Below are 16,856 nucleotides of genomic sequence, written 5' to 3'. Positions count from 1 at the left end.
GCGGCCGCGGGCCAGCCCGCGCAGGCCGCCGCAACGCCGGCGCCCGACGCTCCGCCGGCGAAAGCGCCGCAAGCCGCCGCGCCCAAGGCGCCGGACACCCCCAAGCCCGCCAGCCGCCCGCCCGCGCGGGAGTCCGCTGGCGCCGTCGCCCGTCAGCCCGGCGAGAAGCCCCTGGCTTCGCCCGCCGTGCGCAAGCGCGCCTGGGACCTGGGCATCGAACTGCGCTACGTGCACGGCAGCGGCCCGGCCGGCCGCATCCTGCATGAAGACCTGGACGCCTATCTGCAAGGCCAGGGCGCGTCGGCCCAGGCCCGCGGCGGCGCGGCGTACGCCGAGCGCAACGACGAAGAGAACGTGCCCGTGATCGGCCTGCGCAGGAAGATCGCGCAGAAGATGGCGGAGTCCAAGCGCCGCATTCCGCATTTCAGCTACGTCGAGGAAATCGACGTGACCGAACTGGAGGAATTGCGCACCCAGCTCAACCTGAAGTGGGGCGAGTCCCGCGGCAAGCTGACCTTGCTGCCGCTGCTGGCGCGCGCCATGGTGGTGGCGTTGCGCGACTTCCCGCAGATCAATGCGCGCTACGACGACGAGGCGGGCGTGGTGACGCGCTACGGCGCCGTGCATATCGGCATCGCCACGCAGAGCGACGGCGGCCTGATGGTGCCGGTGTTGCGCCACGCCGAAGCCCGCGACCTGTGGTCGATGGCGGCGGAGATCGGCCGGCTGGCGCAGGCGGTGCGTTCCGGCAGCGCCGGGCGCGACGAACTGTCGGGCTCGACCATTACCATCACCAGCCTGGGGCCGCTGGGCGGCATCGTCACCACGCCGGTGATCAATCATCCCGAGGTCGGCATCGTGGGCGTGAACCGCATCGTCGAACGGCCCGCCATCCGCAACGGCGCGGTGGTGGCGCGCAAGCTGATGAACCTGTCGTCCTCCTTCGACCACCGTGTGGTCGACGGCATGGACGCGGCGCGTTTCATCCAGGCGGTGCGCGCGCTGCTCGAACAGCCCGCGCTGCTTTTCGTGGAGTAAGCATGAGCCAGACAACCAAGACGACAACCTTGCTGGTGATCGGGGGCGGACCTGGCGGCTACGTGGCCGCGATCCGCGCGGGCCAACTGGGCGTGCCCACCCTCCTCGTGGAAGGCGAGCGCCTGGGGGGCACCTGCCTGAACATCGGCTGCATCCCCTCCAAGGCCCTGATCCACGCGGCAGAGGAATTCGAGAAGGCAAGGCATTACGCCGACGGCTCGGCGCTGGGCATTTCCGTGTCCTCGCCGTCGATCGACATCGCCCGCACCGTGGCCTGGAAGGACGGCATCGTCGGCAAGCTGACCGGCGGCGTGGCGGCGCTGCTGAAGAAGAACGGCGTGGAAGTGGTGCAGGGCTGGGCCAGCCTGCTGGACGGCAAGACGGCGGAAGTCGAGACCGCGGCGGGCCGCGTGCGCATCCAGTGCGAACACCTGCTGCTGGCGGCCGGCTCCGAACCGACGCCGCTGCCGTCCATGCCCTTCGGCGGCATGGTGGTGTCTTCCACCGAGGCCCTGTCGCCCGCCGATATCCCGAAGAAACTCGTGGTGGTCGGCGGCGGCTACATCGGCCTGGAACTGGGCACCGTGTACCGCAAGCTGGGCGCGGAAGTGGCCGTGGTCGAAGCCCAGGACCGCATCCTGCCGACCTACGACGCCGAACTCACCAAGCCCGTGGCGGCCGCCTTGTCCAAGATGGGCGTCGAGCTGCACCTGGGCCGCAAGGTGCTGGGGCTGAACGGCAAGGGCAACGCGGTGCGGGTGCAGGACGCCGCCGGCGCGGAAACGCTGTTGCCGGCCGACCGCGTGCTGATCGCGGTGGGACGCCGGCCGCGCACGCAAGGCTGGGGGCTGGAAACCCTGCAGCTGGACCGCAAGGGCAATGCGCTGCGCATCGACGACCAGTGTCGCACTTCCATGCGCGACGTCTGGGCCATCGGCGATATCGCCGGCGAACCGATGCTGGCGCACCGGGCCATGGCGCAGGGCGAGATGGTGGCGGAGCTGGTGGCCGGCAAGCGCCGCCATTTCACGCCGGCCTCGATCCCGGCGGTGTGCTTCACCGATCCCGAGGTGGTGGTGTCGGGGCTGTCGCCGGCCGAGGCCGAGCGCGCCGGGCTGGATTGCCTGTCCGCCTCGTTCCCCTTCGCCGCCAACGGCCGGGCCATGACGCTGGAGTCCACCGACGGCTTCGTCCGGGTGGTGGCGCGGCGCGACAACCACCTGGTGGTGGGCTGGCAGGCGGTGGGGCGCGGCGTGTCCGAACTGGCGGCCGCGTTTTCGCAGTCGCTGGAAATGGGCGCCACGCTGGAAGACGTGGCGGGCACCATCCACGCGCATCCTACGCTGGGCGAGGCCGTCCAGGAGGCCGCGTTGAAAGCCTTGGGGCACGCGCTGCATATCTAGCGCCTGCGAGCGGCATCGCCCGGCAGCGATGCGCCCTCCGGGCGGCCCGTCTAACGGGGCGCCCGGAGCCCTAGCGCCGGTTGCCCGGCTGCGCCAGCGCCGCCCTGAATCCATCCACGGCCGGATTGGCCTGGTCGCGCAGCGCGGCCAGCACGATTTGCGCCTTTTCCCCTTGCAGGCCGCGCAGCGGCAGGAAGCGCAGCGAATCGGCGCGCATCCGGCTCAGGGACTGCGGCACGATGGCCGGCCCCGCGCCGGCCTCGATCAGCGTGAGCAGCGTGGGGATGACGCTTTCCTGCGCGATCTGCGGCTTGAGCTGCGCGCGCGCGAACAGTCCCTGGATCAGGTGGCGGAAGTAGGGCGAGATATCGTGCCGATACCCCACCAGCGGATAGGCCGACAGTTCCTCCAGCGAGACGTCGCGCTGATTGGCCAGCGCATGGTCGTGCCGCAGCGCCGCGCGCAGCGGCTCTTCATGGACGACCTCCATCCGGATGTCGGCGTCCAGCGCGTGCGGACGCATCAGCGCCACGTCCACCACCCGCGTGCGCAGCGCGGCTTCCATTTCCACCGTATTCATTTCGCGCAGATCGATGCGGACTTCCGGATGCGCGTCGCGGTAATGGCTGAGCGCCGATACCAGGGGCGATCCGGCGGCGCTGGGCGTGATGCCGATCACCAGCGCGCCCGTTTCGCCGCGCGCCGCGCGTCGCGCCTGCCGCAGCATGAGCTGGGTGTCGGCGGTGATCTTGCGCGCCCGCTCGTACATGACCTCGCCGGCGGGCGTCAGCTTCACCGAACGCGTGGTGCGCACGAACAAGGGCACGCCCACGATGGATTCCAGCCGCTTGATCTGTTGGGTGAGCGGCGGCTGCGTCATGAACAGCCGGGCGGCCGCCCGGCCGAAATGCAGTTCCTCGGCCACGGTGCAGAACATGATGAGCAGGCGGCCGTCGAGAAAGATTAATTCGGAAGTCGACATAATTACGCCGAAATTATAAATTGGACTTAGATTAGTCCAGTTCCTAAGATGCCGCATCGATTCAATCAGCAGGCACTTACGGATTCCTCATGTCCCACGCTTTTCTTCCTTCAGCCGTCGCCATTGCCCGGCGCGTCCGGCGCGGCGAGGCCGGGCCGCTGGCGGCGGCGCGCCAGAGCCTGGCCGCCATCGAACGGGGCGAGGCGGACCTGCGGGCATGGAGCCACGTCATGCCGGCCGAGGCGCTCGATGCCCTCGATCCGGCCGCGATTGCCGGCGGCGTGCTTGCCGGCGTGCCCGTCGGCATCAAGGATGTGATCGACGTGGCCGGCATGCCCACCGGCCATGGCGCGCCGGCGCTGGCCGCCGGGACCCAGGCCTTCGATGCCTGCGCCGTGGGGATGCTGCGCGCCGCCGGCGCCATTCCCATCGGCAAGACGGTGACCGCCGAATTCGCCTTCAGAACCCCCGGCCCCACGCGCAACCCGCATGCGCCGTCGCACACGCCGGGCGGCTCGTCCAGCGGGTCCGCCGCGGCGGTGGCGGCCGGCATGGTGCCGGTGGCGCTGGGCACGCAGACCGGCGGGTCGATGATCCGTCCGGCCGCGTTCTGCGGCGTGGTCGGCTTCAAGCCGAGCTTCGGCCGCGTGTTCCGCGACGGCATGAAGCTGACCTGCGAATCGCTGGACACCATAGGCTGGTACGCGAACGGCGTGGAAGACGCGCAGGCGGTCGCGCAGGCGCTGCTGGACGAGCCGGACGCGGATGACCGCGCCGACCGGACGCCCACGATCGCCGTTCAACTCGGCAATCCCCGCGCCGAGCTGAGCGCGGAAGGCCGGGCGGAGATTGCCCGGATCCAGGCCGTGCTGGGCGCGCACGGGGTGCGCTGCGTGAGCGTGGAGGCAGAGCGCGAAACGGCGCGGCTGCTGCGGGCGCACGACGTGATCATGCACTACGAATTCGCGCGCAGCCTGGCGCCCGTGGTGGAGCGCCGGGCGGATGCCGTGAGCGCCGCGCTGCGCCAGGCCGTCGTCGAGGGCCTGGCCATCGGCGCCGGGCAGTACCGCGAGATGCGGGCGCTGCAGGCGGAGCTTCGGCACGGCTGGCGCAGGCTGTACGACGGCGCCGACGCGGTGCTCACGCCCAGCACGCCGGGGCCCGCGCCGCGCGGCCTGGCGCATACCGGCGACGCCTCGTTCAACAAGATCTGGTCGGTGCTGGGGTGGCCATGCCTGCACCTGCCGACCGCTTTCAATCCCGCGGGACTGCCTCTGGGCATGCAATTGGTCGGCGATTGGGAGAGCGACCGCGCGTTGCTCGCCCTGGGCCGGAAACTACATCATCTGCTGATACAGCAAGGGGAATGACATGGATTTCAACAGACTGAAGCGAGGCGCGCTGGCGCTGTGCGCGGCCGCGGCGTTCGCGGGCGCGGGCGGGGCGCAGGCGGCCGGCTTTCCCGACCGGCCGGTCAACGTGTTCGTGCCCACCGCGGCCGGCGGCACGGTGGACATCGTGGCGCGCATCATGGCCGAGAAGCTGGCGCCGGAACTCGGCCAGCCCGTGGTGGTGATCAACAAGCCGGGCGCGGGCGGCGTCGTGGGCACGCAGGCTTTCCTGCGCGAGCCCCAGGACGGCTATACCGTGCTGTTCACGGCGAACAGCAACCAGCTGATCGTTCCCTGGGTGTACAAGGATGCGAAGTTCGATCCGCTCGAAGACTTCGCGCCGATCGCGGCGGTGGGCGAAGTGCCCAACGTGCTGTGCGTGAATCCCGAGTTCCCGGCGCGCGACCTGAACGAGTTCATGGCGCTGGTCAAGGCCAACCCCGACAAGTACCAGTACGCGTCGGCGGGCGCGGGGACGCTGAACCATCTGCTGGGCGTGATGCTGGACGAGCTGGGCGGCCTGCGCATGCAGCACATTCCCTACCGCGGGGTGTCGCCGGCCATGGCCGACGTGATGGGCAACCAGGTGCCCATGCTGTTCGCCAGCCTGCCTTCGGCGGTGGAGGGCATCAAGGCCGGCAAGCTGCGCGCGCTGGGCGTGAGCAGCGAAAAGCGCAACGCGCTGCTGCCGGACGTGCCCGCGATCAACGAAGCCATTCCGGGCTTCCGCGGCGACTTGTGGGTTGCCTTCTACGGCGCGAAGAACGCGCCGCCGGCTTCCGTCGAGGCCCTGAGCAAGGCGATTCGCAAGGTGATGGCCGATCCGGCGCTGCAACAGAAGTTCGCCCAGCTGGGCGTGACCATGATGCATGACGGTCCGGCCGAGCTCGCGGCGCGCCAGCAGGCCGAGTTCGCGCAGTGGAAGCAGGTCGTGCAGGCGTCGGGCGCCACGCCGGACTGAGGCGCGGCGGGCGCTAGCGGCTGCCGTCCACGTACGGCCGCGCCTGCAGGACCAGGATCTCGTCGCCCACGGCGGCCCATTCGATGTCCTGGTCCGCGCTGCCGCCCAGCGCCTGCTTGACCTTGCGGCCCACGGCCGCCAGCCGGGCCACCAGCGCGTCGTCCAGCACCTGGCGCCCGTCGCCGATGGGCACCTCGCGCACGCCGCCGGCGGCATCGGCGACCAGCTGGGTGTCTTCGGCCGAGCGGCTCAGCACCTGGACCGCCTTGGACCAGCTGGAATACATCACCTGTTCGGCCTGGCGCTTGCCTTCCACCACTTTGATCCCGAGCCCGCGCTTGGCGGAAATGTAGGTGACGAAGCGCCGGCCGGCATCGAACGGATCGCGGGTGATCATGACGCCGGAGCTGTCCGAGGGCACCGCTTGCTGCACCAGCACGGCCATCGCCACGGCGTCGTGGCCGATGCCCGCGGCGCGGCGCGCTTCATAGGCTTCGAAGTTGTAGACCGAGGCCCACACGGCCTGTACCGCCCGCGCCAGCGCGTCGGGCTGCGTGACGTTCGGCACGGTGGTGTAGAGGCCGGCGCCGCTGAAGCCGGGCAGGTCTTCGGAATTGGACGAGCTGCGCACGAAGACGCCGCGGCCTTGCAGGCGCGCCTGCCACAGTTCGCGCCAGGCGCGGGCAAGTTCCGCGTCGGGCGGGGCCTGTTCGATCTGCCGGCGCAGCGCGGCCAGTTCCGCGCGCCGCACGTTGGCGTCCGCGATGAAGTCGGCGCGCCGTTCCAGCGCCGCGACGCGTCCGGGAATGTCCAGCCCCGCGATGAAGCCGGCGTATTGGGCGAAGGGGATGCAGAAGCCGTCGGGCACGCCGGCCAGGGGCGGCAGGGCTTTTTTCAGGGCGCCGAGGTTGGCGGCCTTGACGCCGCAATGGCGACTGTCCCGCGCCGCCAGCGCGTCCAGGGGCTTGAGCGCGCGCATGCTCAGGTCCGGCTTGGGCAGGGTGCGCGCCGCCGGCGGCCGTTCGGGGGCGGCGGACGGATCGGCGGGCGTGACGCGGTAGCCGTCGCTCGCCACCGTCAGCTCCACCCACTGGCCGTCGTGCCGGCGCAAGGCGGCCACCGCGTCGCGCACGTAGGCGTTGGGAATGCGCCAGCCCTTGGCCAGCAGGTTGACGTGCGAGAGCAGGGTGGACGGCCGTTGCGTGACCAGTCCGGCCACGGGCGGCAGCGCCGCCGGCACCTCGTCCAGCACCACGATGTCGGTGGGCGACAGGTCGGGCGTGTCGTCGACCGAGGCGACGATGCGCAGCCGTCCCTGCGCGCGGCCGGTGTTCAGGGGCAGGAAGGTCTGCTCGCGCAGCAACGCTTCCTGCGTCACGTAGGCCAGGCCGGTTTGCCGGGCCGTTTCTTCGTGCAGCGTGGAGTTGGTCTTGAAGCGCAGCGCGTCGTAGAAGGCCGGACGCAGCGTTGCGTCGGCCAGGCGCAGCAGATCCGGCGTGAGCCGGTCGCCCTCCCAGAACTCGTAGGTGTATCCCGGCAGGTCCCGCTGCCAGCTCAGGGTGCCGAACAGGAATCGCCGCTTGGGCGTCTTGTACTGCGCGATCAGCGTGGCCTTGTCCATCCCCGGCATCAGGCCGCGCTGGCGCACGAAATTCTCGTGCAAGGCGTAACGCGGGGTGTCGAGGAAGTAGAGGCGGTTGGCGCGCTCGCGGTCGATCACGAACAGCACGTGCGGCATTTCCAGCGGCGTGCCGGGGTTGTAGACGCGCGCCAGGCGGTCGAACTCGGCGCGGTTTTCGATCTTGCCGGCCGAGGGCGGGGCGGCCCGGGGCGCGTCCGGCGCGGACGCGGGCGCGTCGTCGCCGATCCGCAGCTGCTGCTGGTTCTCGTAGGGCGAGGGTTTGCGGGCCGTCTGGGCATGGGCGCCGGGACCGGGCGCGGCGCACAGCAGGCTGAGGGCGGCCAGGAGGGCGGGCAGGGAAGACGAAGCAGGCCGGAACGATGCGCGTGGCGAACCCATGGATGGCGGCGGGAAATGGCGAAGCCGCGATGATATCGGAGGCGGCGCCCGCGCAGGGCGGTCAGGCCGCCGGCCGCGGCCGCAGCCGCGCGATCAAGGGAACGGCGAGCGCCGCCGGCAGGGCGACGGCCGCCGCCGCGTAGCCCACGCTGCCCAGGCCCCATTGCGAGATGGCAAGCCCGCCCAGCAACGCGCCCGCGCCGATGCCGGCGTTGGCCGCCGAGACGTTCAGCGTTCCCGCCATGGCCTGGGCTTGCGGCGCGGCCCGCATCACGCGCACCTGGCAGACCGGGTACAAGGCGGTGTTGGCGATGCTCCAGATGGCCAGGGCCGGCAGCATCGCCGCCGGGGACGAGGCCAGCGCGATGGCGGCCAGCGCGCCCAGGCCCAACTGCACGGTGAATACCAGGGTGGCCGCCAGCGGGCCGCGATCCACGGCGCGTCCGCCCAGCCAGTTGCCGGCCAGGCCCACGGCGCCGAAGCCCATCAGCCACCACCCCACCTGGGCGGGCGGCACGCCGGCGATGCGTTCGAGCACGTCCGCCAGGTAGGTGTAGGACGCGAACATGGCCGTGAACACCATGACGGACAAGGCGATATGGGCCTGCAGGCGCGGATCGCGCAGGATGCGCGCCTGCGCGCGCATGCTGGTGCGCGGCGGCCGGGGCAGGGCCGGCATGAAGGCGAGCATCAGCCCGGCCAGCGCCAGGCAGAGCGCGGCCAGGCCCCAGAAGCTGCCGCGCCAGCCCAGGGAAGCGGCCGCCAGCGTGCCCAGCGGGATGCCGAAGAGCATGGCGCCCGAGATCCCCAGGTAGACGCGGGCCACGGCCCGGCCCGCGTGGCGCGGGCCGGCCAGTTGCGCCGCGGCTTCGCTGGCCGTGCCCCAGAACACGGGCAGCGCCAGGGCGGGAACGAGGCGCGCCAGCGCCAGCACCCAGATGTTCGGCGCCGCCGCGGCCAGCGCATTGGCGGCGGCGAAGACCAGCAATATGGCCACGAACAGTCGTTTGCGTTCGACGTGCGAGAGCGCCGCGGTCAGCAGCGGGCCGGACAGCATGACGGTGAAGGCGAACAGCGTCACCAGTTGGCCGGCGGCCGAAACCGGGATCGACAGGTCGCGGGCCAGCTCGGGCAGCAGGCCCACGATCAGGAATTCGGTGGAGACGATGGCGAAGGCCGCGAGGGCGAGGATGCCGGTGGAGAGGGCGGCCGCGGGGGCGGCGGACTGGGGAGGCGCAATCATGGAGAGGCTCGGACAGGAAGACAGTCCTGAACGATATTAGGGATAGAATTTCTTATCTCAGGTATTTATTCCTGGGATTAAAGAAATAAATTCCTTAATAGCGCCGCCCATGATTCCTTCCGAACGCCTCAAGGGCATCGAGGCCTTTGTCTGCACCGCCGATGCCGGCAGCTTCACGGCCGCGGCCGAGCGGCTCAACCTCAGCGCCTCCGCCGTGGGCAAGAGCGTGGCGCGGCTGGAAGCGCGCCTGAACGCCCGGCTGTTCGAGCGCAGCACCCGCCACCTGGCACTTACCGACGCCGGCCGCGCGTTCTACGGAACCTGCGCGCGGGTGCTGGAGGAACTCCAGGATGCCGAGGCAATGCTGGCGGCCGAGCGGCGCGAGCCCGCGGGCCGCCTGCGGATCGACCTGCCCGCCACCTTCGGCCGCCTGAAGGCGCTGCCGCTGCTGCTGGATTTCTTCCGGCGGCATCCCCGGCTGCGGCCACAGCTGTCGTTCACGGACCGTTTCGTGGACTTGATGGAGGAGGGGATCGACGTGGCCGTGCGCATCGGCGGCCCGGACCGCTGGGCGCCCGGCCTGGGCCGCCGCTACCTGGGATCCGAGCGCGTGGTGTTCTGCGCGTCGCCGGACTACCTGGCCCGCCGCGGCGCGCCGCTGACGGTGGACGCGCTGTCGCGCCACGACGCCGTGGCCTACGGACGCGCCGATGGCGAGGCGCCGGCGTGGCGGATCGCGCAGGAAGGCGGGCCGGCTCGCCTGCTCCCGGTGGAAGGCGCCGTGGTGCTGGACAGCGCCGAAGCCCAGGTGGAAGCGGTGGCGGCGGGTTGCGGCATCGCGCAGCTGGCGACCTGGCTGGCGGCCGATGCCCTGCGCGATGGGCGCGTGGTCGAGGTGCTGCCGCAGCTGGCCGCCGAGGGGCTGCCGCTGTTTCTGGCCTGGCCCTTGAAGCGAGAGTCGTCGCCCAAGGTGGATGCGGTGCTGCGGGTGCTGGGCGAATCGCTGCGGATAGATTGAGCGGAAGCGACAAGGCCCCCATGACGGGGGCCTTGCGCGCGGCAAGCCAGCGGGCTTGCGGAATCAGCCGGCGGCCGTTTCCGCCAGGACCCGACGGGCTTCCTCGGCCACGCGCTCGGGGGCGGTGCCGCCCACGTGATTGCGGGCGGCGACGGAGCCTTCCAGGGTCAGCACGTCGTGCACGTCGTCGCCGATGCTGGCGTGGTAGGCCTTCAGCTCGGCCAGCGAGAGGTCGGCCAGGTCGCAGCCGCGCTGTTCGCAGTCGCGCACGGCGTGGGCCACCACTTCGTGGGCGTCGCGGAACGGCACGCCGCGCTTGACCAGGTAGTCGGCCAGGTCGGTGGCGGTGGCGAAGCCCTGCAGGGCGGCGGCGCGCATGTTGTCGGCCTTGACCTTGATGCCGCCGGCCATGTCCGCGAAGATGGTGAGCGTGTCGCGCAGCGTGTCCGCCGTGTCGAACAGGCCTTCCTTGTCTTCCTGATTGTCCTTGTTGTAGGCCAGGGGCTGGCCCTTCATCAGGGTCAGCAGGGCGACCAGGTGGCCGTTGACGCGGCCGGTCTTGCCGCGGGCCAGTTCGGGCACGTCGGGGTTCTTCTTCTGCGGCATGATCGAGCTGCCGGTGCAGAAGCGGTCGGCCAGGTCGATGAAGCCCACGCGCGGGCTCATCCAGAGCACCAGTTCTTCGGACAGGCGCGACACGTGCGTCATGATGAGCGCGCCGGCGGCGCAGAATTCGATGGCGAAGTCGCGGTCGGACACGGCGTCCAGCGAGTTGCGGCACACGCCGTCGAAGCCCAGCGTCTTGGCGACGCGTTCGCGGTCGATCGGGAAGGACGTGCCGGCCAGGGCGGCGGCGCCCAGCGGCAGGCGGTTCACGCGGCGGCGGCAATCGGCCAGGCGCTCGGCGTCGCGGCCGAACATTTCGGCGTAGGCCAGCAGGTGGTGGCCGAACGTGACGGGCTGGGCGACCTGCAGGTGCGTGAAGCCCGGCATGATGGTGCCGGCGTTCTCCAGCGCGACGGTGGCCAGCGCGTGGCGCAGCTGGCGCAGCAGGTCGACCAGGGTGTCGATCTCGGTGCGCAGCCACAGGCGGATGTCGGTGGCGACCTGGTCGTTGCGCGACCGGCCGGTGTGCAGGCGCTTGCCCGCGTCGCCCACCAGCTCGACCAGGCGCTTTTCGATGTTCAGGTGCACGTCTTCGAGGTCGAGCAGCCACTGGAAGCTGCCGGCGTCGATTTCGGACAGGATCTGCGTCATGCCGCGCTGGATGTCGGCCAGGTCCTGGGCGCCGATGATGCCCTGGGCGGCCAGCATGTCCGCGTGCGCGAGCGAACCCTGGATGTCGTAGCGCGCCAGGCGCTTGTCGAAATCCACGGACGCCGTGTAGCGTTTGACGAGTTCGGAAACCGGTTCCGAGAACCGGGCGGACCAGGCCTGCGCCTTGTTGGCGAACTGGTTTTGATCGGGGGAGGGAGTCTTTGCCATGATGGGCGGAATTATAGGGCCTCGCGCGGGGCGCGGGGCGGCGGCCGACGGGGTTTTACGGACCGGGAACCGCGCATTGCCGCGACTTGGCCGATAATCCCGGGTCAGATTCACGAACTTAGTGCGAGAAGAGAGCCTATGCCCCTGGAATGGGAAGAGCTGGTCACCCAATTGGATACCCATCTGCCGCGCGAGGCCTGGGCGCAGACGCTGATCGGGATCGGCGTGCTGATCCTGATCGCGCTTTTCATCCAGTGGGTCGTCGCGCGGGTCGTGCTGCTGCTGGCGCATCGAGCGCTGGTGCTGAGCGGGCGGGGCGACTGGGACAAGGCGCTGCAGCGCCGCCGCGCCTACCAGAACCTCTGGTACGCGGTGCCGTTCGCGGTGGTGTCGCTGGGCATCGGCCTGGTGCCGCACGTCGAGTGGGCGGTGACGGTGGTGGGGCGGCTGGCGCACGCCGGCGCCTGGATCTGCGTGTTCGTGGCGTTCTCGGGCGTGCTGAGCGCCTGGCAGGACACCTATTCGGCCACGACGCGGGCGCAGACCCGCTCGATCAAGGGCTATATCCAGATCAGCAAGCTGATCCTGATGGCGGTTTGCACCGTTTTGGTGCTTTCCATCCTGATCGACCGCTCGCCGCTCTGGATGATCTCCGGCCTGGGCGCGCTGTCGGCCGTGCTGCTGCTGGTGTTCAAGGACACCTTGCTGTCCCTGGTGGCCAGCACCCAGCTCACCAGCAACGACATGCTGCGCATCGGCGACTGGATCGAGATGCCGCAATCCAACGCCGACGGCTTCGTGAAGGACATCGCGCTGCATACGGTGAAGGTGCAGAATTGGGACAATACCGTCACCACGGTGCCCACCTACAAGCTGTTCTCGGAAAGCTACCGCAACTACCGGCACATGTTCGAGTCGGGCGGGCGGCGCATCAAGCGCACCATGCGCGTGGACGCGGCCAGCGTGCGGTTCCTGACCGAAGAGGAATCGCAGCGGCTGATGCGCTTTCGCCTGCTGCACGATTACCTCCAGGCGAAGACCCACGATATCGCGCAGACCAACCAGACGATGGGCGAGCTGGCCAGCGTGCCGGCCAACCGCCGGCGGCTGACCAACATCGGCACCCTGCGGGCCTACGCGCTCGCCTACCTGAAGCAGAATCCGGAAGTCCGCCAGGACATGGCGATGATGGTGCGCATGATGGAGCCCACCTCCGAAGGCATCCCGGTCGAGGTCTATTGCTTCACCGCCGTGACGGCCTGGGTCGAGTACGAGCGCATCCAGGGCGACATCTTCGACCATCTGCTGGCCATCCTCCCGGAGCTGGGCCTGCGCCTGTACCAGCAGCCCTCGGGCGCCGACATCGGCGCGATGGGCAGCTATCTGCGCGAGGGCGCGCTGCAATCGGCGCTGGCTTCCGCGTCCGATCGCGGGCTGACCGACGCCAAGATGCCGCGCTAGGGCGGCGCCGGGCGCGTGAGATAATCTGGCCTATTGCCGTCAACAGGCCTCAGCCGATGTCGAACCCGTTCTTCAACCTGTATTCCCACGGCTTTGCCCGGGTCGCGGTCGGCGTGCCCGAATGCCGGGTCGCCGATCCGGCATTCAACGCCGCGCAGACCATTTCGCTGGCCCAGCAGGCCGCCCAGGGCGGCGCGGTGCTGGCGGCGTTTCCCGAACTGGGCCTGTCCGCCTACACCTGCGACGATCTCTTCCACCAGAAGGCCCTGCTGGACGCCTGCGAGGCCGCGCTGGCCGAGGTGGTGGCGGCGACGGCCGAGCTGGACATCGCCATCATCGTCGGCGCGCCGCTGCGCGTGGCCCACCAGCTGTTCAATTGCGCCATCGTGGCCGCCGGCGGCCGGGTGCTGGGCGTGGTGCCCAAGAGCTACCTGCCCAACTACGGCGAGTTCTACGAGGCGCGCCAGTTCAGCGCCGCCGATTGCGCGGCCGCGGCCGAGATCACCCTGCTGGGTCAGACCGTGCCGTTCGGATCCGAGCTGGTGTTCCAGATGGAGCAACTGCCGCTGTTCCAGTTCCACGTCGAGATCTGCGAGGACGTCTGGGTGCCCATCCCGCCGTCCTCGTTCGCGGCGCTGGCGGGCGCCACCGTGCTGGTGAACCTGTCGGCCTCCAATATCGTGGTCGGCAAGTCGGAATACCGCCACCAGCTGGTGGCGCAGCAATCGGCGCGCTGCCTGTCCGCCTATATGTACACCTCGGCCGGGCGCGGCGAATCCTCCACCGACATGGCCTGGGACGGCCAGGCGCTGATCTACGAAAACGGCGAATTGCTGGGCGAATCCGAACGCTTCCTGGGCCATTCCCACCTGATTTTCTCGGACGTGGACCTCGAACGCCTGTCGCGCGAGCGCATGCGCCAGACGACCTTCGGCCAGTCCGTGCGGCGCCACCAGGACGAGGTCCGCAAGTTCCGCAGCGTGTCCGTGCCCGTGCGGCCGCCCCTGGAAGACGCCGAGCTGCCGCTCGAACGCCGGGTGGCGCGCTTCCCCTACGTGCCGGCCGACCCGCGGCGCCGCGACGCCCGCTGCAAAGAGGTCTACAACATCCAGGTGCAGGCCCTGGCCCAGCGCCTGTCGGCCAGCGGCATGTCCAAGGTCGTCATCGGCATTTCCGGCGGGCTGGATTCCACCCACGCGCTGCTGGTCTGCGCCGAGGCCATGGACGCCCTGGGCCTGCCGCGCGCCAACATCCTGGCCGTCACCATGCCGGGCTTCGCCACCAGCACCCGCACCTTGCAGCAGGCGCGCCGCCTGATGGCGGTGGTGGGCTGCACCGCGTCCGAGATCGACATCCGGCCCAGCTGCCTGCAGATGCTGAAGGACCTCGGCCATCCCTACGCCGAGGGCCAGCCGGTCTACGACATTACCTTCGAGAACGTCCAGGCCGGCGAGCGCACCAACCACCTGTTCCGCCTGGCGAACTTCCGCAACGCCATCGTCATCGGCACGGGCGACCTGAGCGAGCTGGCGCTGGGCTGGTGCACGTACGGCGTGGGCGATCACATGTCCCACTACAGCGTCAACGCCAGCGTGCCCAAGACGCTGATCACGCACCTGGTGCGCTGGGTGGCCGAGTCCGGCCGCCTGGGCGACGAGGGGGCGGCGGTGCTGCTGGACGTGCTGGGCACCGACGTCAGCCCGGAACTGGTGCCGGGTGGCGCCGACGACAAGCCGGTCCAGAAAAGCGAAGACGCCATCGGCCCCTACGAACTTCAGGACTTCAACCTCTACTACACCCTGCGCTACGGTTTCGCGCCCACCAAGGTCGCCTTCCTGGCGCTGGCGGCGTGGCGCGACCGCGAGGCGGGCGCCTGGCCGGAAGGCGGGCACGTGGCCCGCAACCAGTACGACCTGGCCGCGATCAAGCGCAACCTGAAGATCTTCCTGGACCGCTTCTTCCGCCTCAGCCAGTTCAAGCGCACCTGCGTTCCGAACGCCCCGAAGGTGGGTTCGGGCGGCTCGCTGTCGCCGCGCGGCGACTGGCGCGCGCCCAGCGATTCGGAATCGGTGGTGTGGATGCGCGACGCCGACCGCATTCCGGACGAGGCGCCGTAACCGGGTTTTCCCGCGCCGCGCGAACCCGCCATGGCCCGGCGTGGCCGGTGGTATTCTCTTATCCATCGCGCCTTGCCGCCAGGCCGCGGCAGGGCGCCGCAACAGATCGAACATCCAGGACGACCAACGTGAAACAAGTCACCGCCATCATCAAACCCTTCAAGCTCGACGAAGTCCGCGAAGCGCTGGCCGAAGTCGGCGTCAGCGGCCTGACCGTGACCGAAGTGAAGGGTTTCGGCCGCCAGAAAGGCCATACCGAGCTCTACCGCGGCGCCGAATACGTGGTCGACTTCCTGCCCAAGATCCGCGTCGAAGTCGTGCTGCCGGACAACCAGGTCGAAGCCGCCATCGAAGCCATCGTCAAGGCCGCCCGCACCGGCAAGATCGGCGACGGCAAGATCTTCGTCACGCCGGTGGAACAGGCCATCCGCATCCGTACCGGCGAAAGCGACGAAGAGGCGCTGTAAGCCGCGGGGCCAGGGCGGCCTTCGCCACGAAGGCCGTCGCCGGACGCCCGGCGCCCCTACCGGATGAGCTGATTCATCTCCAGGATCGGCATCATCACGGCCAGCACGATCAGCAGCACGAATCCCCCCATCAGCAGGATCAGCGCCGGCTCCAGCAGGGCCGTCATCGCCATCGCGCGCCGTTCCAGGTCGCGCGAGAGGTTCTGCGCGCCGCGGTCCAGCAGCTCGGGCAGGCGGCCCGTTTTTTCGCCGCTGGCGATCAGGTGCACGAGCAGGGAAGGAAAGACCTTCTGCGCGCCCAGCGACGCGGATAGCGGCGCGCCTTCGCGCACGCGCGCCGCCGCGTCGTCCACCGCCAGCCGCAGCACGTCGTTGCCCAGCGTGCGGCGCGCGGCTTCCAGCGCCGTCAGCAGCGCAACGCCGCTGCCCGACAGGATGGCGAGCGTGGAGGCGAAGCGCGCCGCGTTCACGCCCAGCACGAAACGCCCCGCCAGGGGCAGGCGCAGCACGCGCGCGTGCCACGCGCGCCGGGCCGCGGGCGCCCGAAGCGCATAGCGCCACAAGGCGATGGCGGCGGCCAGCGCGGCGCCGGTGGCGACGCCCCATTCGCGCACGTAGTCCGACAGCGCCAGCATCACCCGGGTCAGCAGCGGCAGTTCCTGCTTGGCCTGGCTGAACGCGGACACGACCTGGGGCACCACGTAGCCCAGCAGGAAGATCACGATGACCACCGACACGCAGGCCACGACCGCCGGATAGATGAAGGCCGTCATGACCTTGCTGCGCAGGGCGTTGCGTTCTTCGATGTAGTCGGCCAGCTTTTCCATCACTTGCGCCAGGTCGCCCGACTCCTCGCCGGCGGCGATCAGCGCCCGGTAGATCTCCGGAAAATCGCGCGGCCGCGCGGCCAGCGCCGTGGACAGCCGGTGGCCGGCGCGCACGTCGTCGCGCACGCCGCCCAGGCAGAGCGCGATGTGTTTCTTCTCGGCCTGTTCCAGCGTGGCGCTCAATGCCGCGTCCAGCGGCAGGCTCGCCGCCAGCAGGCTGGCGAGCTGGCGCGTGATCCAGGCCAGGTCGGCGTCCGACAGCCGCGCGCGCAGCGAGGCGCCCAGCCCCTCGGCGCGAGCCGCGGGCGCGGTGGACAGCGGCAGCAGGCCGCGGCCGCGCAACTGGTTGCGGGCGCCGCGCTCGGTGTCGGCGTCGATCGTGCCGCGCACGATTTTTCCGAGCGCGTCGGTCGCTTCGTAACGGAAGGATGGCATGGTGCGGA

At 70.1% G+C, this 16,856-nt stretch carries 13 protein-coding genes; 8 read left to right on the top strand and 5 right to left on the bottom strand.

From position 1 onward, the window contains the following. On the top strand, positions 1-1,038 hold a 1,038-nt coding region (locus ADE01S_RS27170), incomplete at its 5' end, for a dihydrolipoamide acetyltransferase family protein (protein ID WP_062684884.1). A 2-nt stretch (positions 1,039-1,040) separates the two neighbouring features. Continuing rightward, entirely contained in the window at positions 1,041-2,441 is a 1,401-nt protein-coding gene (gene lpdA, locus ADE01S_RS27165) for a dihydrolipoyl dehydrogenase (RefSeq protein ID WP_062684883.1), read from the top strand. A 70-nt stretch (positions 2,442-2,511) separates the two neighbouring features. On the opposite strand, the gene ADE01S_RS27160 is transcribed toward lpdA, so the two are convergent. Further along, positions 2,512-3,423 carry a LysR substrate-binding domain-containing protein gene (locus tag ADE01S_RS27160; protein WP_062684882.1) on the bottom strand — a complete coding sequence of 304 codons (912 nt, stop codon included), beginning with the start codon at positions 3,421-3,423 and terminating at the stop codon, positions 2,512-2,514. Positions 3,424-3,512: 89 nt separating this feature from the next. Between ADE01S_RS27160 and ADE01S_RS27155 the strand changes: the two genes are divergently transcribed. Next, positions 3,513-4,793, top strand: coding sequence for an amidase (locus tag ADE01S_RS27155; protein ID WP_062684881.1), 1,281 nt, complete (start codon positions 3,513-3,515; stop codon positions 4,791-4,793). Position 4,794: 1 nt separating this feature from the next. After that, positions 4,795-5,775: a Bug family tripartite tricarboxylate transporter substrate binding protein gene (locus tag ADE01S_RS27150; RefSeq protein WP_062684880.1), complete on the top strand. Its 981-nt coding sequence runs from the start codon at positions 4,795-4,797 to the stop codon at positions 5,773-5,775. 13 nt (positions 5,776-5,788) lie between these two features. On the opposite strand, the gene ADE01S_RS27145 is transcribed toward ADE01S_RS27150, so the two are convergent. Together ADE01S_RS27145 and ADE01S_RS27140 are read right to left on the bottom strand one after the other, a co-directional pair. Further along, on the bottom strand, positions 5,789-7,795 hold the full coding sequence (locus ADE01S_RS27145; protein ID WP_062684879.1) for a PEP/pyruvate-binding domain-containing protein: 2,007 nt from the start codon (positions 7,793-7,795) through the stop codon (positions 5,789-5,791). Between the two features lie 61 nt (positions 7,796-7,856). Then, complete coding sequence (locus ADE01S_RS27140; RefSeq protein ID WP_062684878.1) at positions 7,857-9,038, bottom strand: MFS transporter; 1,182 nt, start codon at positions 9,036-9,038, stop codon at positions 7,857-7,859. Between the two features lie 109 nt (positions 9,039-9,147). Here ADE01S_RS27140 and ADE01S_RS27135 point away from each other — a divergent pair, with 109 nt between their 5' ends. After that, positions 9,148-10,056 (top strand): LysR substrate-binding domain-containing protein, encoded by a 909-nt coding sequence (locus tag ADE01S_RS27135; RefSeq protein WP_062684877.1) that lies wholly within the window; start codon positions 9,148-9,150, stop codon positions 10,054-10,056. Between the two features lie 63 nt (positions 10,057-10,119). Here ADE01S_RS27135 and argH read toward each other — a convergent pair whose 3' ends face one another. After that, positions 10,120-11,541: an argininosuccinate lyase gene (gene argH, locus ADE01S_RS27130; protein WP_062684876.1), complete on the bottom strand. Its 1,422-nt coding sequence runs from the start codon at positions 11,539-11,541 to the stop codon at positions 10,120-10,122. Positions 11,542-11,679: 138 nt separating this feature from the next. On the opposite strand from argH, the gene ADE01S_RS27125 reads away from it, so the two are divergent. The 3 genes from ADE01S_RS27125 (at position 11,680) to ADE01S_RS27115 (ending at position 15,586) form a co-directional block, all read left to right on the top strand. Continuing rightward, a complete protein-coding gene (locus ADE01S_RS27125; protein WP_087881498.1) occupies positions 11,680-13,002 on the top strand; it encodes a mechanosensitive ion channel family protein in 1,323 nt (440 codons plus the stop codon). A gap of 56 nt (positions 13,003-13,058) precedes the next feature. Then, positions 13,059-15,119: an NAD(+) synthase gene (locus ADE01S_RS27120; RefSeq protein WP_062684875.1), complete on the top strand. Its 2,061-nt coding sequence runs from the start codon at positions 13,059-13,061 to the stop codon at positions 15,117-15,119. Between the two features lie 128 nt (positions 15,120-15,247). Next, positions 15,248-15,586, top strand: coding sequence for a P-II family nitrogen regulator (locus tag ADE01S_RS27115; protein ID WP_062684874.1), 339 nt, complete (start codon positions 15,248-15,250; stop codon positions 15,584-15,586). Positions 15,587-15,642: 56 nt separating this feature from the next. On the opposite strand, the gene gspF is transcribed toward ADE01S_RS27115, so the two are convergent. Beyond that, positions 15,643-16,848: a type II secretion system inner membrane protein GspF gene (gene gspF, locus ADE01S_RS27110; protein WP_062684886.1), complete on the bottom strand. Its 1,206-nt coding sequence runs from the start codon at positions 16,846-16,848 to the stop codon at positions 15,643-15,645. Between the last annotated feature and the right edge of the window lie 8 nt (positions 16,849-16,856).

Source organism: Achromobacter denitrificans NBRC 15125, from assembly GCF_001571365.1.
Classification (GTDB): Bacteria; Pseudomonadota; Gammaproteobacteria; order Burkholderiales; family Burkholderiaceae_B; genus Achromobacter; species Achromobacter denitrificans.
This window is presented reverse-complemented; position numbering and strand designations above follow the sequence as displayed.